This window comes from Scytonema sp. PRP1, from assembly GCF_036697665.2.
GTDB classification, from domain to species: Bacteria; Cyanobacteriota; Cyanobacteriia; order Cyanobacteriales; family Nostocaceae; genus Kalymmatonema; species Kalymmatonema gypsitolerans.
The window spans coordinates 18,886-41,807 of the sequence record NZ_JBAHYJ020000046.1; the positions used below are offsets into that span (position 1 = coordinate 18,886).

At 43.2% G+C, this 22,922-nt stretch carries 18 protein-coding genes and 1 tRNA gene; 6 read left to right on the top strand and 13 right to left on the bottom strand.

Annotation, left to right across the window (positions count from 1 at the left end; all coding sequences use genetic code 11):
- The first annotated feature begins 49 nt into the window (after window positions 1–49).
- From V5G28_RS08860 to V5G28_RS08880, 5 genes are all read left to right on the top strand, one after another.
- Complete coding sequence (locus V5G28_RS08860; RefSeq protein ID WP_332992993.1) at window positions 50–1,744, top strand: ABC-F family ATP-binding cassette domain-containing protein; 1,695 nt, start codon at window positions 50–52, stop codon at window positions 1,742–1,744.
- A 209-nt stretch (window positions 1,745–1,953) separates the two neighbouring features.
- Window positions 1,954–3,552 (top strand): 2,3-bisphosphoglycerate-independent phosphoglycerate mutase, encoded by a 1,599-nt coding sequence (gene gpmI, locus V5G28_RS08865; protein WP_332992995.1) that lies wholly within the window; start codon window positions 1,954–1,956, stop codon window positions 3,550–3,552.
- 146 nt (window positions 3,553–3,698) lie between these two features.
- On the top strand, window positions 3,699–3,932 hold the full coding sequence (secG, locus tag V5G28_RS08870) for a preprotein translocase subunit SecG (protein WP_073630319.1): 234 nt from the start codon (window positions 3,699–3,701) through the stop codon (window positions 3,930–3,932).
- Between the two features lie 28 nt (window positions 3,933–3,960).
- The gene (locus V5G28_RS08875; RefSeq protein WP_442994237.1) at window positions 3,961–4,803 is read left to right on the top strand and encodes a peptidase; all 843 of its coding nucleotides are present in this window, start codon (window positions 3,961–3,963) and stop codon (window positions 4,801–4,803) included.
- A 451-nt stretch (window positions 4,804–5,254) separates the two neighbouring features.
- Window positions 5,255–6,910: a fasciclin domain-containing protein gene (locus V5G28_RS08880; protein WP_332992998.1), complete on the top strand. Its 1,656-nt coding sequence runs from the start codon at window positions 5,255–5,257 to the stop codon at window positions 6,908–6,910.
- A 267-nt stretch (window positions 6,911–7,177) separates the two neighbouring features.
- Here the strand turns inward: V5G28_RS08880 and V5G28_RS08885 are convergent, their stop codons facing one another.
- From V5G28_RS08885 to V5G28_RS08910, 6 genes are all read right to left on the bottom strand, one after another.
- Window positions 7,178–8,329 carry a glycosyltransferase family 4 protein gene (locus V5G28_RS08885; protein WP_332993000.1) on the bottom strand — a complete coding sequence of 384 codons (1,152 nt, stop codon included), beginning with the start codon at window positions 8,327–8,329 and terminating at the stop codon, window positions 7,178–7,180.
- Window positions 8,330–8,703: 374 nt separating this feature from the next.
- Entirely contained in the window at window positions 8,704–10,353 is a 1,650-nt protein-coding gene (locus V5G28_RS08890) for an MFS transporter (RefSeq protein WP_332993002.1), read from the bottom strand.
- Window positions 10,337–11,236 (bottom strand): DNA repair protein RecO, encoded by a 900-nt coding sequence (gene recO, locus V5G28_RS08895; protein ID WP_332993004.1) that lies wholly within the window; start codon window positions 11,234–11,236, stop codon window positions 10,337–10,339. The genes V5G28_RS08890 and recO overlap by 17 nt, the downstream gene beginning before the upstream one ends.
- A gap of 45 nt (window positions 11,237–11,281) precedes the next feature.
- Entirely contained in the window at window positions 11,282–11,962 is a 681-nt protein-coding gene (gene deoC / locus V5G28_RS08900; RefSeq protein WP_332993006.1) for a deoxyribose-phosphate aldolase, read from the bottom strand.
- A 159-nt stretch (window positions 11,963–12,121) separates the two neighbouring features.
- Window positions 12,122–13,309: a DNA cytosine methyltransferase gene (locus V5G28_RS08905; RefSeq protein ID WP_332993388.1), complete on the bottom strand. Its 1,188-nt coding sequence runs from the start codon at window positions 13,307–13,309 to the stop codon at window positions 12,122–12,124.
- Window positions 13,310–13,562: 253 nt separating this feature from the next.
- Window positions 13,563–15,035: a YcjF family protein gene (locus tag V5G28_RS08910; protein ID WP_332993391.1), complete on the bottom strand. Its 1,473-nt coding sequence runs from the start codon at window positions 15,033–15,035 to the stop codon at window positions 13,563–13,565.
- A 357-nt stretch (window positions 15,036–15,392) separates the two neighbouring features.
- On the opposite strand from V5G28_RS08910, the gene V5G28_RS08915 reads away from it, so the two are divergent.
- Entirely contained in the window at window positions 15,393–16,172 is a 780-nt protein-coding gene (locus V5G28_RS08915) for a hypothetical protein (RefSeq protein ID WP_332993008.1), read from the top strand.
- Window positions 16,173–16,513: 341 nt separating this feature from the next.
- Here the strand turns inward: V5G28_RS08915 and V5G28_RS08920 are convergent.
- The 7 genes from V5G28_RS08920 to V5G28_RS08950 form a co-directional block, all read right to left on the bottom strand.
- Window positions 16,514–16,590: transfer RNA gene (locus V5G28_RS08920), tRNA-Met, on the bottom strand.
- Window positions 16,591–16,639: 49 nt separating this feature from the next.
- Window positions 16,640–17,593 carry an asparaginase gene (locus V5G28_RS08925; RefSeq protein ID WP_332993010.1) on the bottom strand — a complete coding sequence of 318 codons (954 nt, stop codon included), beginning with the start codon at window positions 17,591–17,593 and terminating at the stop codon, window positions 16,640–16,642.
- An 86-nt stretch (window positions 17,594–17,679) separates the two neighbouring features.
- The gene (locus V5G28_RS08930; RefSeq protein ID WP_096564664.1) at window positions 17,680–18,180 is read right to left on the bottom strand and encodes a CGLD27 family protein; all 501 of its coding nucleotides are present in this window, start codon (window positions 18,178–18,180) and stop codon (window positions 17,680–17,682) included.
- Window positions 18,177–18,638, bottom strand: a complete 462-nt coding sequence (gene rsfS / locus V5G28_RS08935; RefSeq protein ID WP_096564663.1) for a ribosome silencing factor — start codon at window positions 18,636–18,638, stop codon at window positions 18,177–18,179. The genes V5G28_RS08930 and rsfS overlap by 4 nt, the downstream gene beginning before the upstream one ends.
- A gap of 126 nt (window positions 18,639–18,764) precedes the next feature.
- A complete protein-coding gene (gene yqeK, locus V5G28_RS08940) occupies window positions 18,765–19,361 on the bottom strand; it encodes a bis(5'-nucleosyl)-tetraphosphatase (symmetrical) YqeK (protein ID WP_332993015.1) in 597 nt (198 codons plus the stop codon).
- Window positions 19,362–19,768: 407 nt separating this feature from the next.
- Window positions 19,769–21,040: a glycosyltransferase family 4 protein gene (locus tag V5G28_RS08945; protein WP_096564661.1), complete on the bottom strand. Its 1,272-nt coding sequence runs from the start codon at window positions 21,038–21,040 to the stop codon at window positions 19,769–19,771.
- A gap of 605 nt (window positions 21,041–21,645) precedes the next feature.
- Window positions 21,646–22,668, bottom strand: coding sequence for an anti-sigma factor antagonist (locus V5G28_RS08950; protein WP_332993019.1), 1,023 nt, complete (start codon window positions 22,666–22,668; stop codon window positions 21,646–21,648).
- Window positions 22,669–22,922 lie beyond the last annotated feature (254 nt).

Sequence of the window (22,922 nt, forward strand, 5' to 3'; positions counted from 1 at the left end):
TACGAGCACTTCTGCCATCTTTATTCATTGCCTACCTTGGAGACACCCCATGCTGCGACTTGAACACATCAGTAAAATCTACCCCACAGGTGAAGTCCTCAAGGATGTCAACTGGGAAGTCAAAGCTTCTGATCGCATTGGTTTAGTTGGTGTCAATGGTGCCGGAAAATCAACCCAACTCAAAATTATCACTGGGGAAGTTGAACCCACCTCTGGCGAAATTATTCGTCCTGCCAGCTTACATATAGCTTACCTCAATCAAGAATTTGAAGTAGACCCGACTCACACAGTTAGAGAAGAATTGTGGACAGTGTTTAAAGAAGCAAACTCTGTGCAGCAGTCTTTGGCGCAGGTGCAGCGAGACATGGAAAGCGCCTCTCCAGAGGAACTGGAAAAACTCATCAATAAGTTGGATCGCCTCTACAGACAGTTTGAAGCTTTGGATGGCTATGTGTTGGATACACGGATTGGGAAAATTTTACCAGAAATGGGGTTTGGGCTAGAAGATGGCGATCGCCTTGTGAGTGCTTTTAGTGGCGGTTGGCAAATGCGAATGGGTTTAGCCAAAATTCTGTTGCAAGAACCTGATTTATTGCTGTTAGACGAGCCAACGAACCATTTAGACTTAGAAACGATTGAGTGGTTGGAAAATTACCTCAAAGGCTTGAACACGCCTATGGTCATAGTTTCCCATGACCGCGAGTTTCTTGACCGCCTCTGCACCCAAATTGTGGAAACCGAACGCGGCGTTTCCACCAGTTATCTTGGTAATTACTCGGCATATTTGCAACAAAAAGCTGAAAGCCAAACAGCACAATTTGCCGCCTACGAACGCCAGCAAAAAGAACTAGACAAACAACAAGCATTTGTTGATAGGTTCCGTGCCAGTGCAACGCGCAGCACTCAGGCAAAAAGCCGGGAAAAACAACTGGACAAAATCGAGCGTATCGAAGCACCCACATCTAGTGTAAGAACCCTGCAATTCCGTTTTCCGCCTTCACCCCGTAGCGGACGCGAAGTGGTACAAATCAAAGATTTGACTCACACCTATGATGATAAAATCTTGTTTCTGGGTGCGAATCTTTTGATTGAGAGAGGCGATCGCATTGCTTTTATCGCTCCCAATGGTGCCGGCAAATCCACTTTGCTACGCCTGATTATGGGTAGTGAGCAACCCACAGAAGGTACCGTAAAAATGGGCGAACACGGCGTGTTACCTGGATATTTTGAGCAAAACCAAGCAGAAGCTTTAGATTTGAAAAAGACTGTCATGGAAACTATTCATGACGAAGTTCCCGATTGGAAAAATGAAGAAGTTCGCACCCTTTTGGGAAGGTTTTTATTTAGTGGCGATACTGTCTTGAAACCAGTTGCGGCATTAAGTGGAGGTGAAAAAGCACGTCTTGCCTTGGCAAAAATGCTTTTGCAACCAGCAAATTTGTTAATCCTGGATGAGCCTACAAACCACTTAGATATTCCAGCAAAAGAAATGTTAGAAGAAGCCATCCAAAACTATGATGGCACCGTACTTGTTGTTTCCCACGACCGTTATTTTATCTCCAAGGTAGCAAACAAAATCGTGGAAATCCGCGAAGGAGATTTTCGTGTCTATCTAGGAGATTACCACTATTATTTGCAGAAAATAGAAGAGGAAAAAGAACAGGCAAAATTAGCGGCAATTGCTGCGGAAAAAGCGGCAAAGAAAGCAGCTAAAGCAGCTAAAGCCGGCACGAAAAAGAAATGATAGGCATTTAGTAGCGAGTCGTTATGTGAGAACTAACAAGCAACAATTCGCTACTATCACAAGAAGTAACCAAAGATAACAAAAGTTTAAGAAATATTTAAGAAAGTGCAAATCTGCAAAAAAAATGGGTATTAGGCAGAAATTCACTTGCGGCTGTAATTAGCAATGGTATCATTCGGGTATTACAAAAAGTAAAGGGCAGTTTTACTATGACCAAAGCACCTGTTGCTCCCGTGGTGCTAGTCATTTTAGACGGATGGGGCTACTGCGAGGAAACTCATGGAAACGCTATTGCCGTTGCTAAAACTCCGGTGATGGATAGCTTATGGGGAGCTTATCCCCACACCCTCATCCAAACATCAGGGAAAGCGGTGGGCTTACCAGAGGGTCAAATGGGCAACTCAGAAGTTGGTCATTTGAACATAGGCGCTGGTAGAGTTGTGCCCCAAGAATTGGTTCGTATCTCAGATGCGGTAGAAGACGGTTCTATCCTCAAAAACCCAGCACTTGTCAAAATCTGCCAGGAAGTGAATAGTCGAAATGGCAAGCTACATCTGGTGGGGCTGACTTCTGAGGGTGGAGTGCATTCGCACATCAGTCATCTATTCGGATTACTTGACTTAGCCAAGATTCAAGGAGTATCACAAGTTTGCATACACGCCATCACCGACGGGCGTGACACAACCCCAACCGAAGGTGTGAAAGCACTCTCGCTTGTTCAAGACTACATCGACCGTATAGGAGTTGGGCGCATAGTCACCCTCAGCGGTCGCTACTACGCGATGGATCGCGATCACCGCTGGGATCGGGTCAAACGCGCCTACGACGTGATGACTATTGATGGACCATTAGATGGTCGTTCGGCTGTGGAAGTTCTACAAGCATCGTATGCAGAGGGTGTGAAAGACGAGTTCATTGTTCCAATTAGAATTGCACCCGGAGCAGTAGAACCAGGGGATGGAGTCATATTTTTTAACTTCCGTCCCGACAGATCGAGACAACTCACCCAAGCTTTTGTCAGCCCAGGATTTAACGGTTTTGAAAGGCAGCAAATCACGCCGCTGTCCTTTGTAACCTTTACCCAGTATGAGCCAGAATTACCAGTTGGGGTAGCTTTTGAGCCTCAGAATTTGAGTCATATTCTAGGGGAAGTCATATCTGGGCATGGTTTAAAGCAGTTTCGCACCTCAGAAACAGAAAAATACGCTCACGTCACCTACTTCTTCAATGGCGGTTTGGAAGAACCCTTTGAAGGAGAAGACCGGGAACTGGTAAGCTCTCCGATGGTGGCGACTTATGATAGCGCTCCAGCGATGTCAGCTCAAGCCGTGACAGACGTGGCGATCGCCGCCATTGAAAAGCGGATCTACTCGCTGGTTGTGATCAACTATGCCAACCCGGACATGGTGGGACACACGGGTAACATAGAAGCGACTGTGACAGCAATTGAGACAGTTGATGAGTGTTTAGGTCGCCTACTTGCCAGCATAACTAAAGTCGGAGGTACAACAATTATTACAGCCGACCACGGCAACGCCGAACATTTGCTAGATACTGACGGGAATCCCTGGACAGCGCATACGACCAATCCAGTCCCCCTCATCTTAGTAGAAGGCGAAAAAGTGACAATACCAGGACACGGTACAGATGTCAACTTGCGAAGCGATGGTAAGCTAGCCGACATTGCACCTACGATTCTGGATATTTTACAGCTACCTCAGCCCTCGGAAATGACAGGGCAGTCCCTGCTGCAACCTGCCGAGTATCAAGTGCGACTCTCTCGCACTCCTGTAAAACTGGGGCTTTAACACAGTTCAAGAATGAGGGATTATGTATGAATGATGAATTATGAAACACACTTAACACAACTCATAATTCATCATTCATGATTTATAATGAATAATTTAAGGTTAGTTTTTGTTGAAACTTATCATCACTTAGATTAGCTACTATTATGACCGTTAATAACGTCGTAGAAGCCATTTGGGCACTTTCCGCTGTTGGTTTGATTGTCTTAGTTATGCTACACAGCCCCAAAGGTGATGGCATAGGAGCCATTGGCGGACAGGCTCAGTTGTTTAGCAGCACCAAGAGTGCAGAAAACACATTAAACCGAGTCACTTGGGCGCTTACAGTCATTTTTCTCGGTTTAACCGTGGTTTTGAGTGCTGGTTGGCTCCCTAAGTAAAAAAGATGGGGGAGATGAGGGAAATAAAATAACCAACAACTCTACATCTAGCACCCAACATTGCACTTTGAAGAATACGATCAGAAAAACTGTATTTTGGCAGCGCTTGATGACCTCTTTAGCATTGGCTATGAGTATAGCGCTGCTTATTATTTTGACCAACTTCCAATCCAGCGCCATCCTTGTTACCTCTTCCTCATCTTCCTCATCTTCCTCCACTCTCCCCACCTCTCCACCTTCCCCTAAACCTCATCCCTTACCACCAACACTGGCGCAGTGGCAAGATAGTACCAACAGTGGTGACTACTTTTCTCAAGTTACTCAAATCCAAGTTGGTTATCTAGTTTGGTCCCAGTTTCCTGTTCGGGTTTATGTAGAACCGCCGCAAGCAGTGAACACTAAGCAGGCAGAACAATGGGTAAATAGCGTTTTACAAGCTGTACAGGAGTGGAATGTTTATTTGCCTTTAGCAATAGTTGAACAACCAACAGATGCAGATATTACTATTGTCCGGAAAGCTCCACCACTGCAAACTTCTCCTAACAGTAAAATACCCCGGGCGCGTTCTGCTCAAACCACCTACGAGTTCTACGTCAGTAAAAATAATCTTTTATCCCACCGCTTCACTATCCTGTTAAGTCCCAGCCAAACAGGTCAGTATCTTTTAGCAGCGACCCGCCACGAATTTGGTCATGCACTGGGAATTTGGGGACATAGTCCGCTACCAAGTGACGCCTTATACTTTTCTCAAGTCCGCAACCCGCCGCCAATTTCTCCTAGAGATCTGAATACCCTCAAGCGGGTTTATGAACAGCCAACGAGTTTGGGATGGTCTGTGCAGGAAAAATCCGTCTCAATACCTTTGAAATAACTGATTGAAGCATTTGAGTTTCAATCAAAAATTGTTGTGAAACTAAGTTAAAGCCAGGATTTAAGGTTGTTCTCTGCTGAAAGTAATACAAGAGTCATTATTTTATTTAGTGACAACTAAACTAAATCCTTGCCTAAGATAGATGTTTAGTCTCTTCTTAAAGAGCTATATCAAGCTATATAAATACTTCATTGGTTGCAGTAATTGTCTTTTTCTAAAATGAAAAGTTCATTACTGTATTGTTTTCTACGTTTTTAGCTAATTGATACCTAGGTGTATCAAAACATTTTGAATTTTCCATGAGTTGTTATTTCTATTGAGGTCTAAGTTGCAACGATAGCTTGTTCTGTCGTTGATTCAAGTGCAATCTATCAACTGAGTCTCATGACTTCTCAGGATTTTTCGGTAGGCGAGATGGGTGTCATCTTTTATGTGAGGAGTGAAAAAACTTATGTATAGCTTAAGGCGTTTGTCAATAGTAAGCACGGGATTCATAGCGCTAGGAATAATAACTGCTACAGTTAGTCCCACATTAATTTCTGCTCAAACTTTAGCTCAAGAAACCGCTCCAACGACAACTCCAACGACAACTCCAACGACAACTCCAGCGAGTAACTTTCCGGATGTTGGAGCAGATTACTGGGCACAACCATTTATTCAAGCCCTAGCCGCAAGGAATATAATTACTGGCTTTCCTGATGGCACTTATAGACCGGATCAACCTGTGACTCGTGCTGAATTTGCAGCAATGATTCAAAAAGCTTTCAACCAAAACCGAGTTCGGCAGTTAAGTCCTGGTGGATTTAAGGATGTTCCTTCTGGCTTCTGGGCAGCTCCTGCAATTCAGGCAGCTTATGAGACTGGATTCCTGTCAGGCTATCCAGGGAATTTGTTTCTGCCAAATCAGCAAATTCCCAAGGTGCAGGCGATCGTTGCTTTAACAAGTGGTCTGGGTTTGACTGCTAGCGGTGATGCAACAAATATTCTTAGTACCTACTCAGATGCCAATGCTATCCCAAGCTACGCCGTGAATAACGTGGCAACTGCAACACAAGCTAATCTTGTGGTTAACTATCCCAATGTAAGCACGCTCAATCCCCTTGCGCCTCTAACTCGTGCAGAAGCTGCAGCACATTTATATCAAGCTTTAGTCAGACAGGGACAGTTACAACCTATTCCTAAGAATATCGCAGCGGCTAGTTATATTGTAGGTGGAACCACTAGTGCCACTCAAACCAACCAAGACATTGTATCCCTTGCTGCCTCTAGTAATTCCTTTACAATCTTGACTTCTTTACTAAAAACAGCAGGTTTAGCAGAAATTCTACAACAACCGGGTCCGTATACTGTTTTCGCTCCGACCGATGAGGCATTTGCTGCTTTGCCGCAACAAACTCTACAGCGGTTACAGCAGCCAGAAAACAGAGAAGCACTGATTAAAATTTTGAGATACCATGTGGTGCCTGGTGGTCTCAGCGCTAATGACCTTACGACTGGCAATCTAAAAACTGCTGAGGGCTTACCCTTAAACGTTAACGTCAATGCTGGTAGTAATCAAATTGCAGTGAACAACGCCAGTGTGATTCAGCCAAACATCCAAGCAAGCAATGGTGTTATTCACGCGATTAATCAAGTCCTTATACCGTCTGACGTGAGTCTCAATCAGCAGCCGCAGAATGGTGGAGACGGTATTACGCCAGGTAGAGCCACTCGTGGTGTCTCTAGCTATATTGGGGTTGGTGGCAATATTGGGTTAGGCGGTGATTCAGCTCTTGCTGAAGGGAACTTTGCAGTTTTCAGTAAAATTGGGCTGACACGAAACATCTCGGTGCGACCTTCAGCAGTAATTGGGGATGATCCCATTGTTCTAGTTCCCATTACCTTCGACCTTTCCCAACGAGGAACAGGACAAGGGTTTAACATAGCCCCTTACGTAGGTGCTGGCGTCGCTATTGAAACTAGTGATGATGCTAATGTTGGTTTCCTTCTTTCTGGCGGTGTTGATGTGCCATTAACTCGTAGATTTACATTAACAGGTTCTGTGAATGCAGCTTTCCTAGATGAGACTGATGTCGGGCTGATGCTAGGAATTGGTTTCAATTTCTAACTTGACTTTAACTAAATAAGTTACACAGGCAAGTTAATTGAATCCCTCTTGTTTCACTCAGGAAAGAGAAAAATATTCCTTATTCTGAAAGTTTTTAGGTTACAGGTTACAGGTTTTTCCCCATACCTGTCTCCTGTCCCCCTGCTTTTAAGGGCAGGTTTTTTGAAAGTGAGTCCGCAAAGTTTATTTTTCCTTGCAAAAATTTTTCTTTGCGTCTCCGTTTCTCCGCGTCTGGGCGTCGCTCAAAAAGCTGTCCCTTTGTCCCCTCTACGCTCCCCAACTCAGGGGTACACGTCGTCGCTGTTCCAAAACTTTGGTATAAAGTTCTTCAAGTCGAGTAATGTTGCCGCTAAGAGTATACTGTTCTAATACCCGCTTTCTTGCTTTCTGCCCTAGCAAAGTTGTTAATTCGGGATGGTCTTGGAAGAGTGGCAAAAGGGTTCTTAATTGAAAACGTGTGGTTTTTGTGTTAAGAACGACACCCGCTCCCTTCTCCAGAACTTCTCCATCTGCACCTACATCTGTTGCTAAACAAGCAAGCCCACAAGCCATTGCTTCTAATAGAGACAGAGACAAACCCTCTACTAATGATGGTAAAATAAAGACATCTGCTCCCTGTAAAATTTCGATGCGTCGTTGTTCATCGGCAACAAATCCCAACCAGGTAATGTTGTACTCCGAACCATAGAATGGTTCTAAGGAAGGCTTCAAAGGACCATCGCCCACAATAAGTAATTTGCTGTTTGGTCCCATTTCTGCCTGTTTCCAAGCACGCAGCAGGGCTTCAAGATTTTTTTCTGGGGCTATCCGACCTTGGTAGACAAACAAGCGTTCAGCTCGAAATTCCTCTTTGACTCTGGAAGGACCCGGAGAATATTTCTCAACATCCACACCGTTGGGAATAACCGCAATATTTTGTTCCGGCACACTCATGCGAGCCAACAATTCTCGTTGAATTTGGGAAAATACAATCACGCGATCGTAGTTACCCAAAAAGGGTGCGTAGAGTTGATAAGCCAAAAGTTGTGTTCCTGATACCAGTTTTGCTCCCTTTCCAGCAAACGGTGTGTGGAAAGTGGCAACTAGTGGCAAATTCAGTTGCTCACAAATTTCCGGCAGAACAAAGTCAAGAGGAGATAGGGTGAGAGAAGCATGGACTATATCAGGTTTGAGGCGTCGCAGCGACTGAGTTAAAACCTTGGTCGCTTTGAAAGTTGGAATTGTGTAAACCTGGGACTTGTAAATGAAGGGTAGGGTGACTTCTGGGCAATTGGGCCAGTTATCCAAGTCTGATTCTTCTTGCGCGAAGTGAAGAAAGCTAACTTGGTGTCCCCGGTCTAGCAAGGCATTTGTAATTTCTCTACTGTAGGTGACATTGCCACAAAAGGGTGATTTTTTTCCAATCCAGGCTATACGCATTCTTTGTTAGCTATCAGGAAAGCGAAATTATTATATTAGCTTTTTGTCCTTGTTTAATCAGTCCTTTGTCTCGCTCTACTTGCTGGCTCCTCAAGTATCACAAAACACAACTCATTGTTACATCTGTTGGAAAAATTTTTACATTTCCCCAAATAGCGCACTTTTGGCTTGACTTAACTTTATTTTTCAGTTGTTAATTTATAGAGTTTTATAACAACTTACCTAGACGCTATACATAACGTCTAGCTAAAGTTCAGATTGCTCGCCAGCAAGTCGGTGAGAATTTCTTACTGAGCTAAGTTTACCATGAAAACAGAAGCTTTCAGTCAATAAGCGGTTGCAGAAAGCTCAAATTAACTCCTTTTATCTAATACCTATTTAGAAGAGGTATACCAGGTTAATATACCACCTGAAAAGACAATGGCAGCTAATCCCAAAAACACTGTCTGTAATCCGACAAAGGTTTCTGCTACGCCTGCTAATGCCAAGGGTAATGAGAGAGCAATATTAATCACGTTGTTTTGCAGACCAAAGACTTTGCCACGCATTTCTGGTGGCGTTTCTGTTTGGATAGCAGTTTGCATGGGGATACCCACTAGCGACCCAGAAACACCTAACAGTGTTATCAACAGCAGAACGATCCATAACTGTTTGGTAAATATCGACAGACCAATCAGAGATGCTGCCATACCCACAGATCCGAACAGACTTAACTGGGTGTAAGAGAAGCGTTGACAAAATATACCTAAAATCGTTGCTCCAAGAGCAATACCAACGCCTCCAGCTGCCAGTAAAAAGCCGAATTGGGAAGCTTTTAAATCCGGAATTAATTCTGCCATACGAACCGCTAAAACGGTTAATGCCGCAAATATGGAGAACAAAATGATAAGTTGGACCAGCGCACTGCGGAGGTGACGATTTTCTCCAAGATAGCGGAAACCATCTCGCAAGTCAGCAAAAATGTGAGGGGGTTCTGTTTCCGTTTGGTGGGGTTTTTCATGAGTCACAAGCAGCAACAAAATGAGTCCGGCGATCGCATAACTACCACCTACCACCAATTCTTTGCCCAATCCGCTGCTACCACCTAATTGCGACCATACTTGATCTGCGAGACCTAACAATGGTTCCCCAACAGCAAACCCGACTATCACCGACGCCATCATTGTTGTGGTATATAGTGAGTTAGCAGAAAGTAAATGCTGCTCTTTGACTACTAAAGGAATTGCCGCCTGTTCTGCTGGTGCAAAAAACTGCGTCAACGTGGAAACTAAGAAAGTCATCGCTAAAAGAATAGTAAAACCCACTGGCAACACTCCCACGAATGGTTGCCAATCATGAGTCAACCATAGTAATGGTGGAATTGCCAAAACCAGTATGCCGCGCCAAATATTTGTTGCTACCAGCACCGTCTTTTTCGACCAGCGATCCACAAACACACCAGCGACGGAACCGAAGAGGACTGCGGGAATGGTAAATGCCATCATCAGCGTTGAAACCCAACCACTAATAGTTTGGTCACTGCTTTGAAACTGAGTATTAATGATGGCAATCATCAAAACCAAATACACTTTATCTGCCAATTGACAGAAGACTTGACCACCCCAAAGTGCTAAGAAGTTGGAGTTTTTTAAGATCGGCAAAAACCCTTGTTCATCACCTAACGCGGCGTCTCCATTTGAATCAGAAGCCTCTATATCTGGTGTTTTCACTACAGTAGCTGTAGCGGATTGCATACTATGTTCAGAGGCACTACTTTTGCCATTTGCCTGACTATGGGTTAATTGATTTTCCGATTTTTGTTCGCTTAGGTTAGTCACATCAGTTTTTGGCATTTCCGATGTGCAATTTTTTTGGTTTCCAGAAACGTCTTTTGCCGACATTTCATGAAAGTGAATATGACTAGATAAAGACTTTGGAACACTTGAGTGCTTGGTTCCTTTAGGCACCGATGCCCTATGCTGTTTTTTAGCGTAGCTTTGTGACAATGGCAGGATTTTTGTATCCAAATCAGACGGTTGCATCATGGTTGGCAGCAAAATAAGAATCTATTAAAGCAGCGGAGCGAATAGGGCGACCAAAGTGATACTGAGCATAGGAGCGCAAAATTTGCTCAACGGATAACCAGGCATCATTTCTGGCTGCATCTTGTATTATCTCTGGTTGCGACAGATGCTGGAGTATAGCAAGTTCTGTGGCATTCAAGCGACTAGATATGACTGGTATTTCTTGCCGATGAATGACTGTTTGGTAGCTGGAAGCCTTCTCTTTCACAGTAGCAGGAGAGTGGGAACGATGAGGAAGATTTTGTCTCATCTCCTGTTTGAGCTGTTCCCAAGCACTTAAGCAAACTGTTCCACCAGTTGGTATGCTAAATCCCACATGCCAGTTGGGATCTGTGAAATCTGGTATCACAGAGCGTCCAGAGAGGCAACAAACTTGTACTTCCGGAGTGAGCCCTGCCAAAGCTAGAAAGTGAAATACCCCATGAGATAGATGTGCAAGAACATCAAATGCATTTTTGCTGGGCAATGCTTCTAAGCGACTGAGATGTTCGTTTAGTAACTCATAAAGTTCTTCTTGGGGTTGTTCGCTTAACGCCTGATACAGTACTATTTCCGCTAAATACTGGCTGGCAGCAAGTTTTCCCAAGTCTTTTGCAAGACCAGGGTAAGATTTTACAGTTTGTGCTTGAGTAATTTTATCGAGCGATCGCCCTTTAGCAATCAGTAACTCATTGACCACAAACATCCCACTCCTGCCGCCTAGGCTGGAGTTGTGCTTGCGTGAACCAGGGGCAACTGCTCGCATCAAACCAAACTCTCGTGTCAAAATTGTCACTAGTCTATCTGATTCTCCCAAAGCCTGAGCCTTAAGATTAATTCCAGTTACTTTATACGTTTTAGTCATTAGTTATTAGTCATTAGTCATTAGCAAAGGACAAAGGACAAATGACTACTCACTTTTTTCCAGCCTACCGCGCTGGCGGAGCAAATCGATACCGCGAGACGTACCCAATCTAGTGGCACCTTCTACGATCAAGTCTAAAGCTTGGTCGATGCTGCGAATACCCCCTGAGGCTTTAATTCCAACCCTCTCCCGTGCAACTTCCTTCAAAAGTCGTACATCCTCTATTGTTGCACCACCATTCCAACCGGTACTGGTTTTAAGAAATGCCGCACCCGCTTCCATACATATTTCTGCGGCTATTCTTTTTTCTTCATCCGTCAGCAGGCTAGTTTCCAAAATCACCTTCACAGTTTGCCCAGTTTCTTCACAAATTTCCGCAATTTCCCGATGTACGTCGTCAGTTTTGCCTGCTTTCAACCAGCCCAAATTGATCACCACATCTAACTCAGTAGCACCATTTTCCACTGCTTCTTGAGCTTCATACAGCTTCGTTGCCGAAGTCGTCGCACCACTAGGAAAGCCAATGACTGTACAAACTTTGGGCTTTTTGCCGTGGAGGAGTTCTGCTGCTTGCCTTACGTATGCCGGGTATACACAAACTGCAGCAAAATGAAATCTATCTGCTTCTTCACACCATTGTTCAACCTGCTCTGGGGTAGCCGTTGGTATCAGCAGGGAGTGATCGATAAATAGTGCAATATCAATGTCTGGATAGTCTGCTGCCATCGCCTTTTCTACCAGTGATAAATTATTAACCTTTATAAAAAAATTTAAAACTATTTAGATAAATTAAATCATAATTTTTACGTTCTTTACCTGAACTTTACGGTCTTACTGAGTGCTACTGGTAACTGCTAGAAAATTTACTAAATTTCTGCAAGTCTTCTAATTTACATTAAGTTTAGTTAAGCTCGTCAGTCCAAAATAGTTTTTATTATAAGTTGCTAAAAATTCAAGAATAGTTTGAGCTAGTGCCTTTGATGCTAAGTAAGGTACCCCATTACCAATTGTTTTAAACATATTAGTTAGAGACATATTCTCTGGAAGCACAAAGTTAGCAGGCAAAGATTGTATAGCTAAAGCTTCAGCAGCTGAAATGCGGCGAACTTTGTAGGGATGTAAATGGACTTCATTGTTTCCATAGCAAGCTGTAGGAGAGTAACGCCATCTGTGGAGGCGTTTAAAAGATTTCTTGGAATCATCTCCCTCATCTATGGTAACGAATTTTTTCATCCCCGCCCTTGGCTGAAAATAGTGTCCAGCATTGGGATGGTTTAGCACATCATTTTTTCTAAACCAATATTCAACTGTGAGTTCTTGAGGAATACCATCAGGGCAAGAGAGAATAGAATCTTCTTTAAATGGTTGTGATTGACTCCAGTTGTAATAAAAAACTTTATCTAGAGGATAGAAAATATATTTTTCCCAAGGAAAAGCACCTTCAGGCAAAAGGTTTTCCTTGTCAAGTTCTATTCCTATGTCCTTAATTAACTGAGTTCGGAAACCAAGAAGAATAATTCTGTCTCTATGCTGAGGCACACCATATTCAATAGCATTAATTAATCGCTCTGTTAATATATAACCAGCTTTTTTTAACCGCTGCTTAAGGCTTTCAAAAAACAAACGATGTTTTTTTGTCTTCCACAAACCTTTGACGTTCTCAAATAAAAAGAAATCGGGTTGCTGTTGGCAAATTAATTCAACGTAGGAAGCGGAAAGTTTCCCATTATCTCCTAAGTGTCCTCGATTTTTTCCACCTACGGAGAAGTCAGGACATGGAGGACCACCAATAAATCCAATAATATTAGTAGACTTTCGGCAATCTTTTATTAATTCTTGTAGGCGAATTGCTTGTACTCCTTCAGTAAGTTTAGTTACGTCCCCCTCTTCTCCATGATGATAACCATATTCTGGTGATGGTAAATTGAGAAGCTGACGTGAATAGCGGTGTGCTTCCATAAATTGAGAAAATATTTCATTGACATAGACAATATTGAAACCGCTGCTTTCAAAACCTAAATCAAGAAAACCTGAACCTGCAAAAAAGGAGAAGATAGTAGGGCAATTTCTCATTTGCTGATTTTGAAAGTGTTTATATTGAAATAAAAATAATAAATTTAATGCAATGACTATTTTCAATAAAATAGGGTGGCATTAACCACCCTAATAACTAATTACACAAATACTCAATACTCACTATAAAGCTGGCGATTAGAAATCGCGCCTACACAGACAAAACCCGCCTGCACGGGTTTCAGGAAATTTAGTCCGCGTAGGCGGACTTCGTCTGTGTGCCCGTAAACTCTGCGACTTCCAGTCGCCAAGGCTAGGCAATTGTCTGAGATTCAATGAGTTGTGGCTGCTGTGCTTCTGGCAACAAACGCCCCACTCCTTGCTTAACAAAACTTTGCAACAAACCAATCTGCTGGTTCTGCTGAAACACATTTTGCAAGGTTTGGCGCAACTTGTCGAGATTCAAGCCACCTTCAGAATTCATAGCGACTTCCTGCTGTTGGAAATACTCGACTAGGCTTAAACCAGCTATGCGAGTCAGATAAGCTGCACTAACCCCCTGTACTGCGCCACCAGCAACAAAGGTGATAGCGTTAGTCTTAAGTACTGTACCGATCGCCTTGGAAGACAGTTCTACCAAACCCAATTTCAGCATCAAACTTCCCATTGTTCCAGCAACAGTTTGCGCCTGTTCCAAGGAAAATTTCTGCTGATAGATACCACTTAAATCCATAACCATCTGGGCATTAATTGCCGCTGTTGCCAGGATATCAAGCGCTGGTACTGGGTTGGCAAATGCTGCCGCCGCAGCTATCCACTGGTATTGTTCAATGACTGGTATAGCGCGATCGCGTCTAATTCCATTCAGCCAGTTTTTCGCCTCAGCTTTCAGCAATAGGCTTTTCCTCATCGTAGTTGCCCACACCAGCTGCTGTCCTTGCTGTGCGAACATTTCACCCAACACAGAAGTCAACTGTTGGATATCTGGCGCTGGCACTTCCAGCGACTCTTGCACGGAACCATCTTGTTGATGCTTACGTACTTTGATGGGAATAGGAGACGCCGCAGTTGCTACGACAATTGACGGCACCCGATGTTTCAGCGACTGCAACACGCACACGCGTTCTTCTGGCAAATACTGGTCTTGTTTGTTAAAAACCAGCATTGTGCTTTGATTTGCTGCTTTTAGCTGCTGCAAGCTCTGAAATTCTGAATCTGTTAAATCACCATTTGTCAGAAACAAAACAACATCAGATGTCTTCGCTTCTGCCAAAACAGCTGCATCTGAATTTTCGGCTGCTTCTACAAACAAAGGTTGTGTCTCTTGAAAGTGTAGAGGCGTTGCATCCGAGAGTTCTAGATTTTGCTTTAATACTTTAATTAAAGTCGTTTTACCTACCGACTTACCGCCCGTGACAGCAGCAATCATCTCTTGTCTGTCTAACTCAGCTGTGAGATTGGCAACTTGTTCTCGCAGTAGAGACGTTGCATGCAACGTCTCTACATGATTTTCTGCTTCTTGTGCCAGTTGGTTAACCACGGCTTCGGCTTTGGCGATCGCCCCGAACACTGTTGCCCGATCTACAGGTAGACTATCTAGCAGTTCAGAATTATCTTGAGTGCGATTTTGCTTTAACAACCACAAACCGCCGCCAACTGCTAAGAGACTTAATAAGCCAAATTCACCTACCTGCACGAGTGAATCTTGCCAACTTTGTAACATCCATAAAGAAAAGGACAGTCCCAATCCTCCCACTAAAACCGGTCGCCGCAACTTCACAACTATGATTCTCCCCGCTTTTTGGATGGCTTCTACTCCAGATTAGCTCAAAACCCGCTTATGGGAATCCGACTGGCAGAGGCATCAAATTTTCTTTACATAGAGATGCTTTTAAGATCAACTTCCAAACGCCGCGATACTTTGCGGAGCCAGGTTTACGCTGTCGCTTCTTATTAAAAACTAAGTATATTTAGCTACTTCAATCCCTGAACACATCATAAAAACACAGATTTAGGCTGTTATCACTTTTTCCTTTAGATAAATTTTTATAACGCATTACGTAATGCTGAAGCTACAGGTGAAGAGTTAATCAAGCTCAGTCTTTTGCGTGTCTAAAACTTTGAATAACTTGGAGTTTGACTTATGCGTAAGGTTCTAGCATTTATAACAACAACAATTGTTGCTTGTATTACCATTGCCAGTATTACAACAGGAATTATTACTTGGGATACTTGGGGACAAACAAAAACTTCAGCAGTATCAGCTCAAACAACAGTCGGTTGTCCTGCTAATACAAATCAGAAGTGCTTGGATATTAATGTTTACGAAGCTCTCAACATCATGCCCAGAGAAGACAGACCATTAATTAGCCCAAATCTTGGAGCTTACTACGGTGGAACCTCCTCTCCTCCCAATCCATTAGTTATTACACCAGGAGAATCGGTCAACTTTTTTATTGGTCCTCAATCTTTCTTACCTGCGTCTTATGTCGAAGATGGTATTAAATATGTTCCCCATGTCGGTGCAGGTCCTATGTGGCCACTAAACTATCCTACTTCGACAGAACCTGTTTTCACGAATAACAAGGTTACATTCAACTCTGGCGATCCATCAAATCCACAACAGATAACGAAAGAATTTGGACATGCAGGAATTATAGATCAGCCTCCTTCCCCGACTTCTGCTCAATACTTAGTTGGCAGTGGTTCGGTAACTTATAACAATGTCGGAGAATTTGTGGCAACGGCACGGGTGCAAATGATCAGACACTTTTACAAAGGATGTTCTCCATCTAACTGGGCATTTGTGCCTAACAAAGATGATTTGTGTCCTTCCGGACAGAGTCCTCAAGGACATAGTGCTTCAACTGAAGATAAGCTGATTGACATCACCGTTTCTCGCTTGATCAAAGTCGTTACCTAGCAACTAAATCTAATAAAATCCCAATTTTATCAAACAATACCTTTGCCAAATCGGTTGTATGTGGGGCTTTTGCCAAGATAAGCCAAAACAAAGGGTGGTGAACCATTAGGCAAAATGTAGAAGCTCCAATCATATGAACGAGGTAATAAAAATGTCTTGCACAAAAACCTGAGCGAATTTTATTGGCTCAGGTTTTTTACAGCGTTAACCACTTGTAATTGGCGAAGGTATGCTATCAGGAACTATTGATCAAAGAGACTGGATTTTTAAACAAATTAAATTGGCGTAAAACAAAACCCTACAACCTTTTAAGATTGCAGGGTTTTGTTTTATCTTTCATTTGGTGGCGGGAAGTGGATTTGAACCACTGACCTTCGGGTTATGAGCCCGACGAGCTACCAGGCTGCTCTATCCCGCGTCGCCTTCTCGTCTTTTTAACTATAACACCAAACTCAGAAATTTGGCAACTATAAAATCGATAATTCTCCAATAACTTCTAAACGCTTGTATTTACCTAGGTTCATAAACTTTTCCGACAGGGCTTCGGCAACGCTGGGACTAATCCAGCCCAATTGCTTGAGTAAGTGAATGGCAACGGCATATTTTGCTCGCTTGGCTCCATCCATAACTTTAATTGCCAATCCCATGCCTTCACCCAGTCTGCCAAGGCACTGTACTCCTTCGGCACCAGCTTTGCTGACGACTTCCCCAGGGGCTAAACGCATCAGTTCTGTATCAAATTCTCCAACTCCAGCCACCATGACTGGGTGATGAGTCATTGCACGGACAATGCGCTCCATATCCAAACTGCTACGAGCAGCGAGATGAGCATACAATGACGCCATGTGAGCGAGTTGCATCAGATACGTTGGTGCGCCACAGTCGTCATGAACGCTGATGAATTCCTCTGCTGGCATTCGCAGCAATTCTGATACTTTGCTTAAAATCAGCTGCTGTACAGGGTGTTTCCGCTGTAAGTAGTTGTTTAAGGACCAATTGCATAGCTGACAAACGGCTAGCATTCCGGCGTGTTTGCCTGAGCAATTGTATTCCAAAGGACTGTGCTTGCCTTCTGGAATTGGACATTGGAGTGCTGTTGGGTCTACATCAGCTCGCCAAAGTATATTAAATGCCTGTCGGACTTGCTCTATTGTTCCTCTATGGGAACTTGTGATAATTGCTAGGTCTTTATCGCTTAGGTTATAGCGTTCTAAAGCCCCGGTGCTGGTTACAGCGATCGCCTGAAATGGTTTGAGTGCGGAACGGACAAATGTCGCAGTTTCGGAGTTTCCGGCAACGGAAAGCACCCGCCCGCGATCGTCGCATACCACAGCCTGGACGATATGCTTTGATTCTATAATGCCTTCACGCAGTAACCTGACTTCTAATGCGGCGGCTTGTGTTCGTTTTCCCATTGTCATGGGTTAAAATGTACCACCTTTTTGAGTTATGAGTTATGAGTTATGAGTTAGGAGTTACAACTTATTAACTTCTAACTCCTAACTATTTACACTAGGTGCCAAACTATCGTACCAGCAACGAACAACACAGCCAAGCCAGCAAAGGTAATTTGTAATCGCTGAATAATTGGTTGAATCGAGTAGGAAACAATCAGGCGATCGCGTGTTACCACTTCCTCTGGTTTCGTCCAAGTTTGACCGTCATACCAACCTGACTCTTCGTAAAAGATGATTGGACTTATCAGGCGATCCCGAACGTAAGACCAGCCCAAAGATAACCGCACGAGTACCAGCACTAAAGCGACACTTGCTCCTGCTGAACTGCTGAGAATAAACTGTGCAGTATGCTTATGTGGGGGAAAGCTAGTGGCTGCTACTGGTCCTGCCACGAACCACGATAAACCCCAAATCAGAGCGATTTTTGTAATATAGTCGCGCCAACTTAAGGTGCAGTCACGAAACAGCCAAGAGGATTTTAACTCTTCGTACTCATTGAGTGGTTGCTGTTCTGCAGGAACTGGGCAATTTGAGACTGAAGACTTAATCATGTTGGTTTACCCCCACCGTCAACGGTTGTTGGATACTCGATACGTTCCGCATGTCCCCAGAACGCTTCAAGATTATAAAACTCCCGCTCAGAAGGCAACATGATGTGAACAATGACTTCGCCGTAGTCTTGCACCACCCAACTTGCCTCAGATTTTCCCTCTGAGCGCAGGGGACGCCGTTGCCATTCTGTTTCCACTTTGTCTTCAATTGCTTGTGCGATCGCCCTGACTTGTACCCTCGAATAGCCCGTCACTACCACAAAATAATCCGCCAGGTAAGAGACATCTGCTACCCTCAGCAGTAATATATCACCTGCTTTGCGGTCTGATGCCGCTTCGGCAATGCTCAAAGCTATGTTTCCACTTACATCGTTGGCGTCACCCACTGGATTTCCTAGTGGGCTGTTTGTCACTGCGACGGATTGTCTTAGGAAATTTGGTTGGAAATAATCAGACATTAAACCTCAGCTGCTTTATCTTTTTGTGTAACTATTTTTGACAATTTTTACCAACAAACAAAAATTAAGATGGAATTGCAACTGTGAGAACTGGTTTTTTTGAATACTAACAAAAAAAAGAGGTGTCTACGCGGTTTGTTGTACAACTGGACCGTTTGCCTTCCATTTTTGTAGGAACCAGTTGCGCGTAAACACGACTCGCGGATGAACTAAACAAGAACTTTCGAGCAAGAATTTGAGAGTGTAATCGCTTGTCTTCCACACAGCCTGATTAATATCTTGACGGCTAAGTTGTCGTAAAGCTTGTAATTCCGAGCTATCCCCACGTCCTGGCTCTAAGCTATCTGCTAAAAATACGATACTGCACAGTACACTCATGCCTGGTCTACCCAAAGTGTGATTGGCAATGGCTTGTAATACTTCTTTATCTTCTATGCCAAATGTATCTCTTGCTACGATAGCGCTCACGTCTGCATGCAACAAATGCGGATTTGCTTGCATCACTTCGTCTACTTCCAATCCCTCTTTGTGTGCCATTTGCAAGAGTTTGTGCGGCTTAAAATATTTTGCTAAATCGTGCATCAACCCTGCCATTGCAGCTTTTTGCTGATCCACTTTGTAGTGTACCGCCAGATCCACCGCCATTTGCTCAACCCTAAGAATGTGGTTGACCCTAGAAACTGGAACATTCTCTGTTAACCAGGCTAAGACTTTTTCGTGCATAATGGCTGTACTCTTAGAATTGGGGTTTGTGGCAGGAATACTTTGTGCCACGAATACAGTGAATAATAAAGATGTAATTCTATTCTAACGAAGTTTTACTTTGGATTGCTTCGCCCTAAGCATGACCTATTTTTCAGCCTAGATGTTCACCACATGCGTGGGCGACGGGAGCCATAGATGCGAGCCTGACAATTCTGTCATATGAGTGTATCAAAATATTCTCTAAAAGTAAAATAATCATCAAGGCTACACGTACTTAGTCCTGTTTAGTAGGATAACCATACGCTGATTGAGCTATGACTGTTGAGTAGAAAGTACCCTGTTGTGGCGAGCAGCCTTGTTTTCAATCGTGAGGAAAGAGATATCCAGATTTGCGGTAAGTGTCGAGCGACCAAAACCTAGATAGGCTAAACTTCCTGCTTGGACACGACGACTGGCTCAATTGCTGAACGCTCAGCCGTCAGTGAGTAGAACAAAGACTCGTACTGATTTAATGCTTGTTCAAAAGCATATTGCTCAACTGCAAATTGGCGACTCTTATAACCAAATGTTTTCACTTTTTCTGGGTGGTTGTACAAATCCAAAACTGCCTTTGCTAAAGCTTGAGGATCTTCTGGAGGAACAACGACTCCACCGCCACTTTGTTTGATAGCTCGTGCTGCTGTGCCATTTCCAGGCACAGATCCCAGCAATGCGCGACCACTGGCGAGTAACAATTGGATTTTCGATGGCATATTGAAAGATATGACATTTTTCTTTTGCACCACCAAACCCACATCAGCAGCTGCCAACATTTCTGGCAAATGTTCACGAGGTTGAAAAGGCAGTAGTAAAACATTAGTTGCACCGGATTCCTGACAAACCTTCTGCAATCGCTGCAAACCTTTTGCTTCACCAACAATCACAAAGGCAATATCTGGAATATGCCGCAACAAAGAAGCAGCTTTGACAACAGTTTCTAAGCCTTGAGTGAGGGCAATGTTGCCAGAGTATAGTACTACAAATTTGTCATCTAGGTTATGGGCTGCTCGGAAAGGATTATTTTTTTTCGCTAAAGGTCGGATGAAATTGACATCAACCCAGTTGGGAATTTGTACGATTTTTCTGGGTGCTACGCCCTTTTTAAGCAAGTTTTCTACAAAGCCATCAGCGATAACGCTAATTTTGGTAGCACTGTGATAAGCAAATTTTTCCAACGCTGTAAACAATTTGATCAGCCATTTGTTCTTTAGAAGACCAACATGTACGGCAGCTTCCGGCAATATATCTTGAAGATTTAAGACCACAGGGCAGCCGTGTAGCCATCCCAAAAGGGCTGTTGGTAAACAAACAGGTAAGGATGGTGAGGTTGAGAGAATGACATCTGGACGCCACCCTGTAAGCGCTGGCAGAAAACTTGTAAGCACGAAGCTAGCATCTAGCAATACCCGATCTATGAAGTTGGGTTGCGGACGAATCCAAACATAACTACGTTGGATTTGAACTCCATTTTTGTACTCAGTGAGATGCCACTTGCCCCGATAGCCCGGGTATATCCGACGTTCAGGGTAGTTGGGCATAGCAGTCACTACGCGCACTTGGTGTCCGCGCTTGACCAGTCCCTCTGCTAATTCAGTCATGAGAGGGGCGATACCAATTGGTTCTGGGTAATAGTTGTACGAGTAAATCAAAATGCGCATTACAAATTAGTCTTCGTCCGAAGAAACCCGGTGTCCTGTTTTATGACAACATTTGTTCGCAACATCATTTCGCACGTAAGTGCGCCTCCTTGTTGTATTTTGCCTTCAGACTCTTTTAATATCAGTCATTCTTCATTAAAGATTGAGTAAAATTTGACACGACTTCTGAAAAATGGATTGGTATTTTTGTTAAGGGTTGAATATTATATATTTTTTTATCCTTATAATTACGTAAACGCTGTCTGTATTGTTTATTGTTATGTAAATTTATTGTTCCATAGGTTTTATATATAAAAAAAATATATTTAAATATGGCAATCCTCTGTATATTTTTCTGGGCGTAACCTGCTTTGTAAGTCTAAAGGAGGGTTGTGCCAATAGCGTCCCGGAGGGAAGCGCACAAATTGACTACCCTTCAGATCCCCGACAACTTTTACGAAGTCGGGGATCTTGTTTTTCCACGAATTTAGGATTGGTAATATCATTAGACAATAAAAAACCCGGCATTTATGCCAGGAGATTCAACATGAGTTGTTTAAATTTTGCAGTGAAGAAGTTAAGTAGGTTGGCTACACTCTTAGTTCTTTACACCCTTAAAAATAGTTTTAAACAGCACCACTGTTTTTGTTAAACAAAATAGCTACTGTTTTAAAAATCAACTTCAAATCGTACATCAAGCTCCAGTTTTTTTGATACTGCAAATCTAGGCGAATAACGTCCTCAAATTTACGGACAGTAGACCGCCCATTCACTTGCCATTCTCCGGTCATTCCCGGTTTGACATCCAAACGTTGCCACTCTGGGACTTCATAGCGTTCAACTTCATCAGGCGTAGGTGGTCTAGTGCCTACTAAACTCATCTCTCCTTTTAAAACATTCAAAAATTGGGGCAGTTCATCTAGACTGGTTCGACGCAAAAAGCGCCCGACTTTGGTAACTCGTGGGTCGTTGTCTATTTTGAAAAATGCCCCTTGAACCTGGTTCTGCTTTTCTAATTCGGCTTTTCTCGCTTCTGCATCAATATACATTGAGCGGAATTTCCAAATTTGAAAGCGCTTACCCATCCAACCACAACGGATTTGACTGAAAAAAATTGGACCAGGACTATTGAGTCTAATAGCAGCGGCGATTGGGATAAATAAAATTCCTGTAATTACCAATCCTACAAGTGACCCAACTACATCTATAAATCGTTTCATCCAAGAACGGACAGAAGGATGTGTAGTTGGTAACTGTTCTTCAAATTGACTCTTTTGGGGTGGCATTTCCCCTCGAGATTCAATTGAAAAAACTTTATCCAGTCCCGTAAGGTTAAGGACTGACATCACCTGAGGAGTGACATTCCGCAGTATAAATTCGATATTTGTTTCCTGAGCAATTTTCAAATTGCTAACTAGGGCACCTAAACCACTACTATCCATAAAAGTAGTTTGGTGAAAGTCAATGATAATCTGTTTGGTATCAGGATTTGCTCGTGTGATCTCTTGGCAGGTTTGCTTAAAGGCTACAGCCTCAAGCACACTCAACCGCGCGGATACCTGCACAATTGCCGTGTCATTTGAGAACATCACCGGAAAATTTACCTCTTTGGGTTGGCTAGTCATGAAGCCCTGCACTTTCGTTGCCATGTCAATATAATCTGCCAAACATTATTGTGTCTTAGCAAGTAGCTTTACCTCATGAGTGTTAATCAGTACGAATAACGACTCATCGCTAGTTACTTCAGTTGAGATTGGATATCATCAGGGACGATTCACAATAGAACAAGAAGCTAACTATACTTTGAAGTATCAAGGATAAACTATGAAAGAAAGGATAAAACGTAAAGGTTCAGGTATGAAATACTTTATACTTCAATTCATACTTTCTATTTCTCACTTTT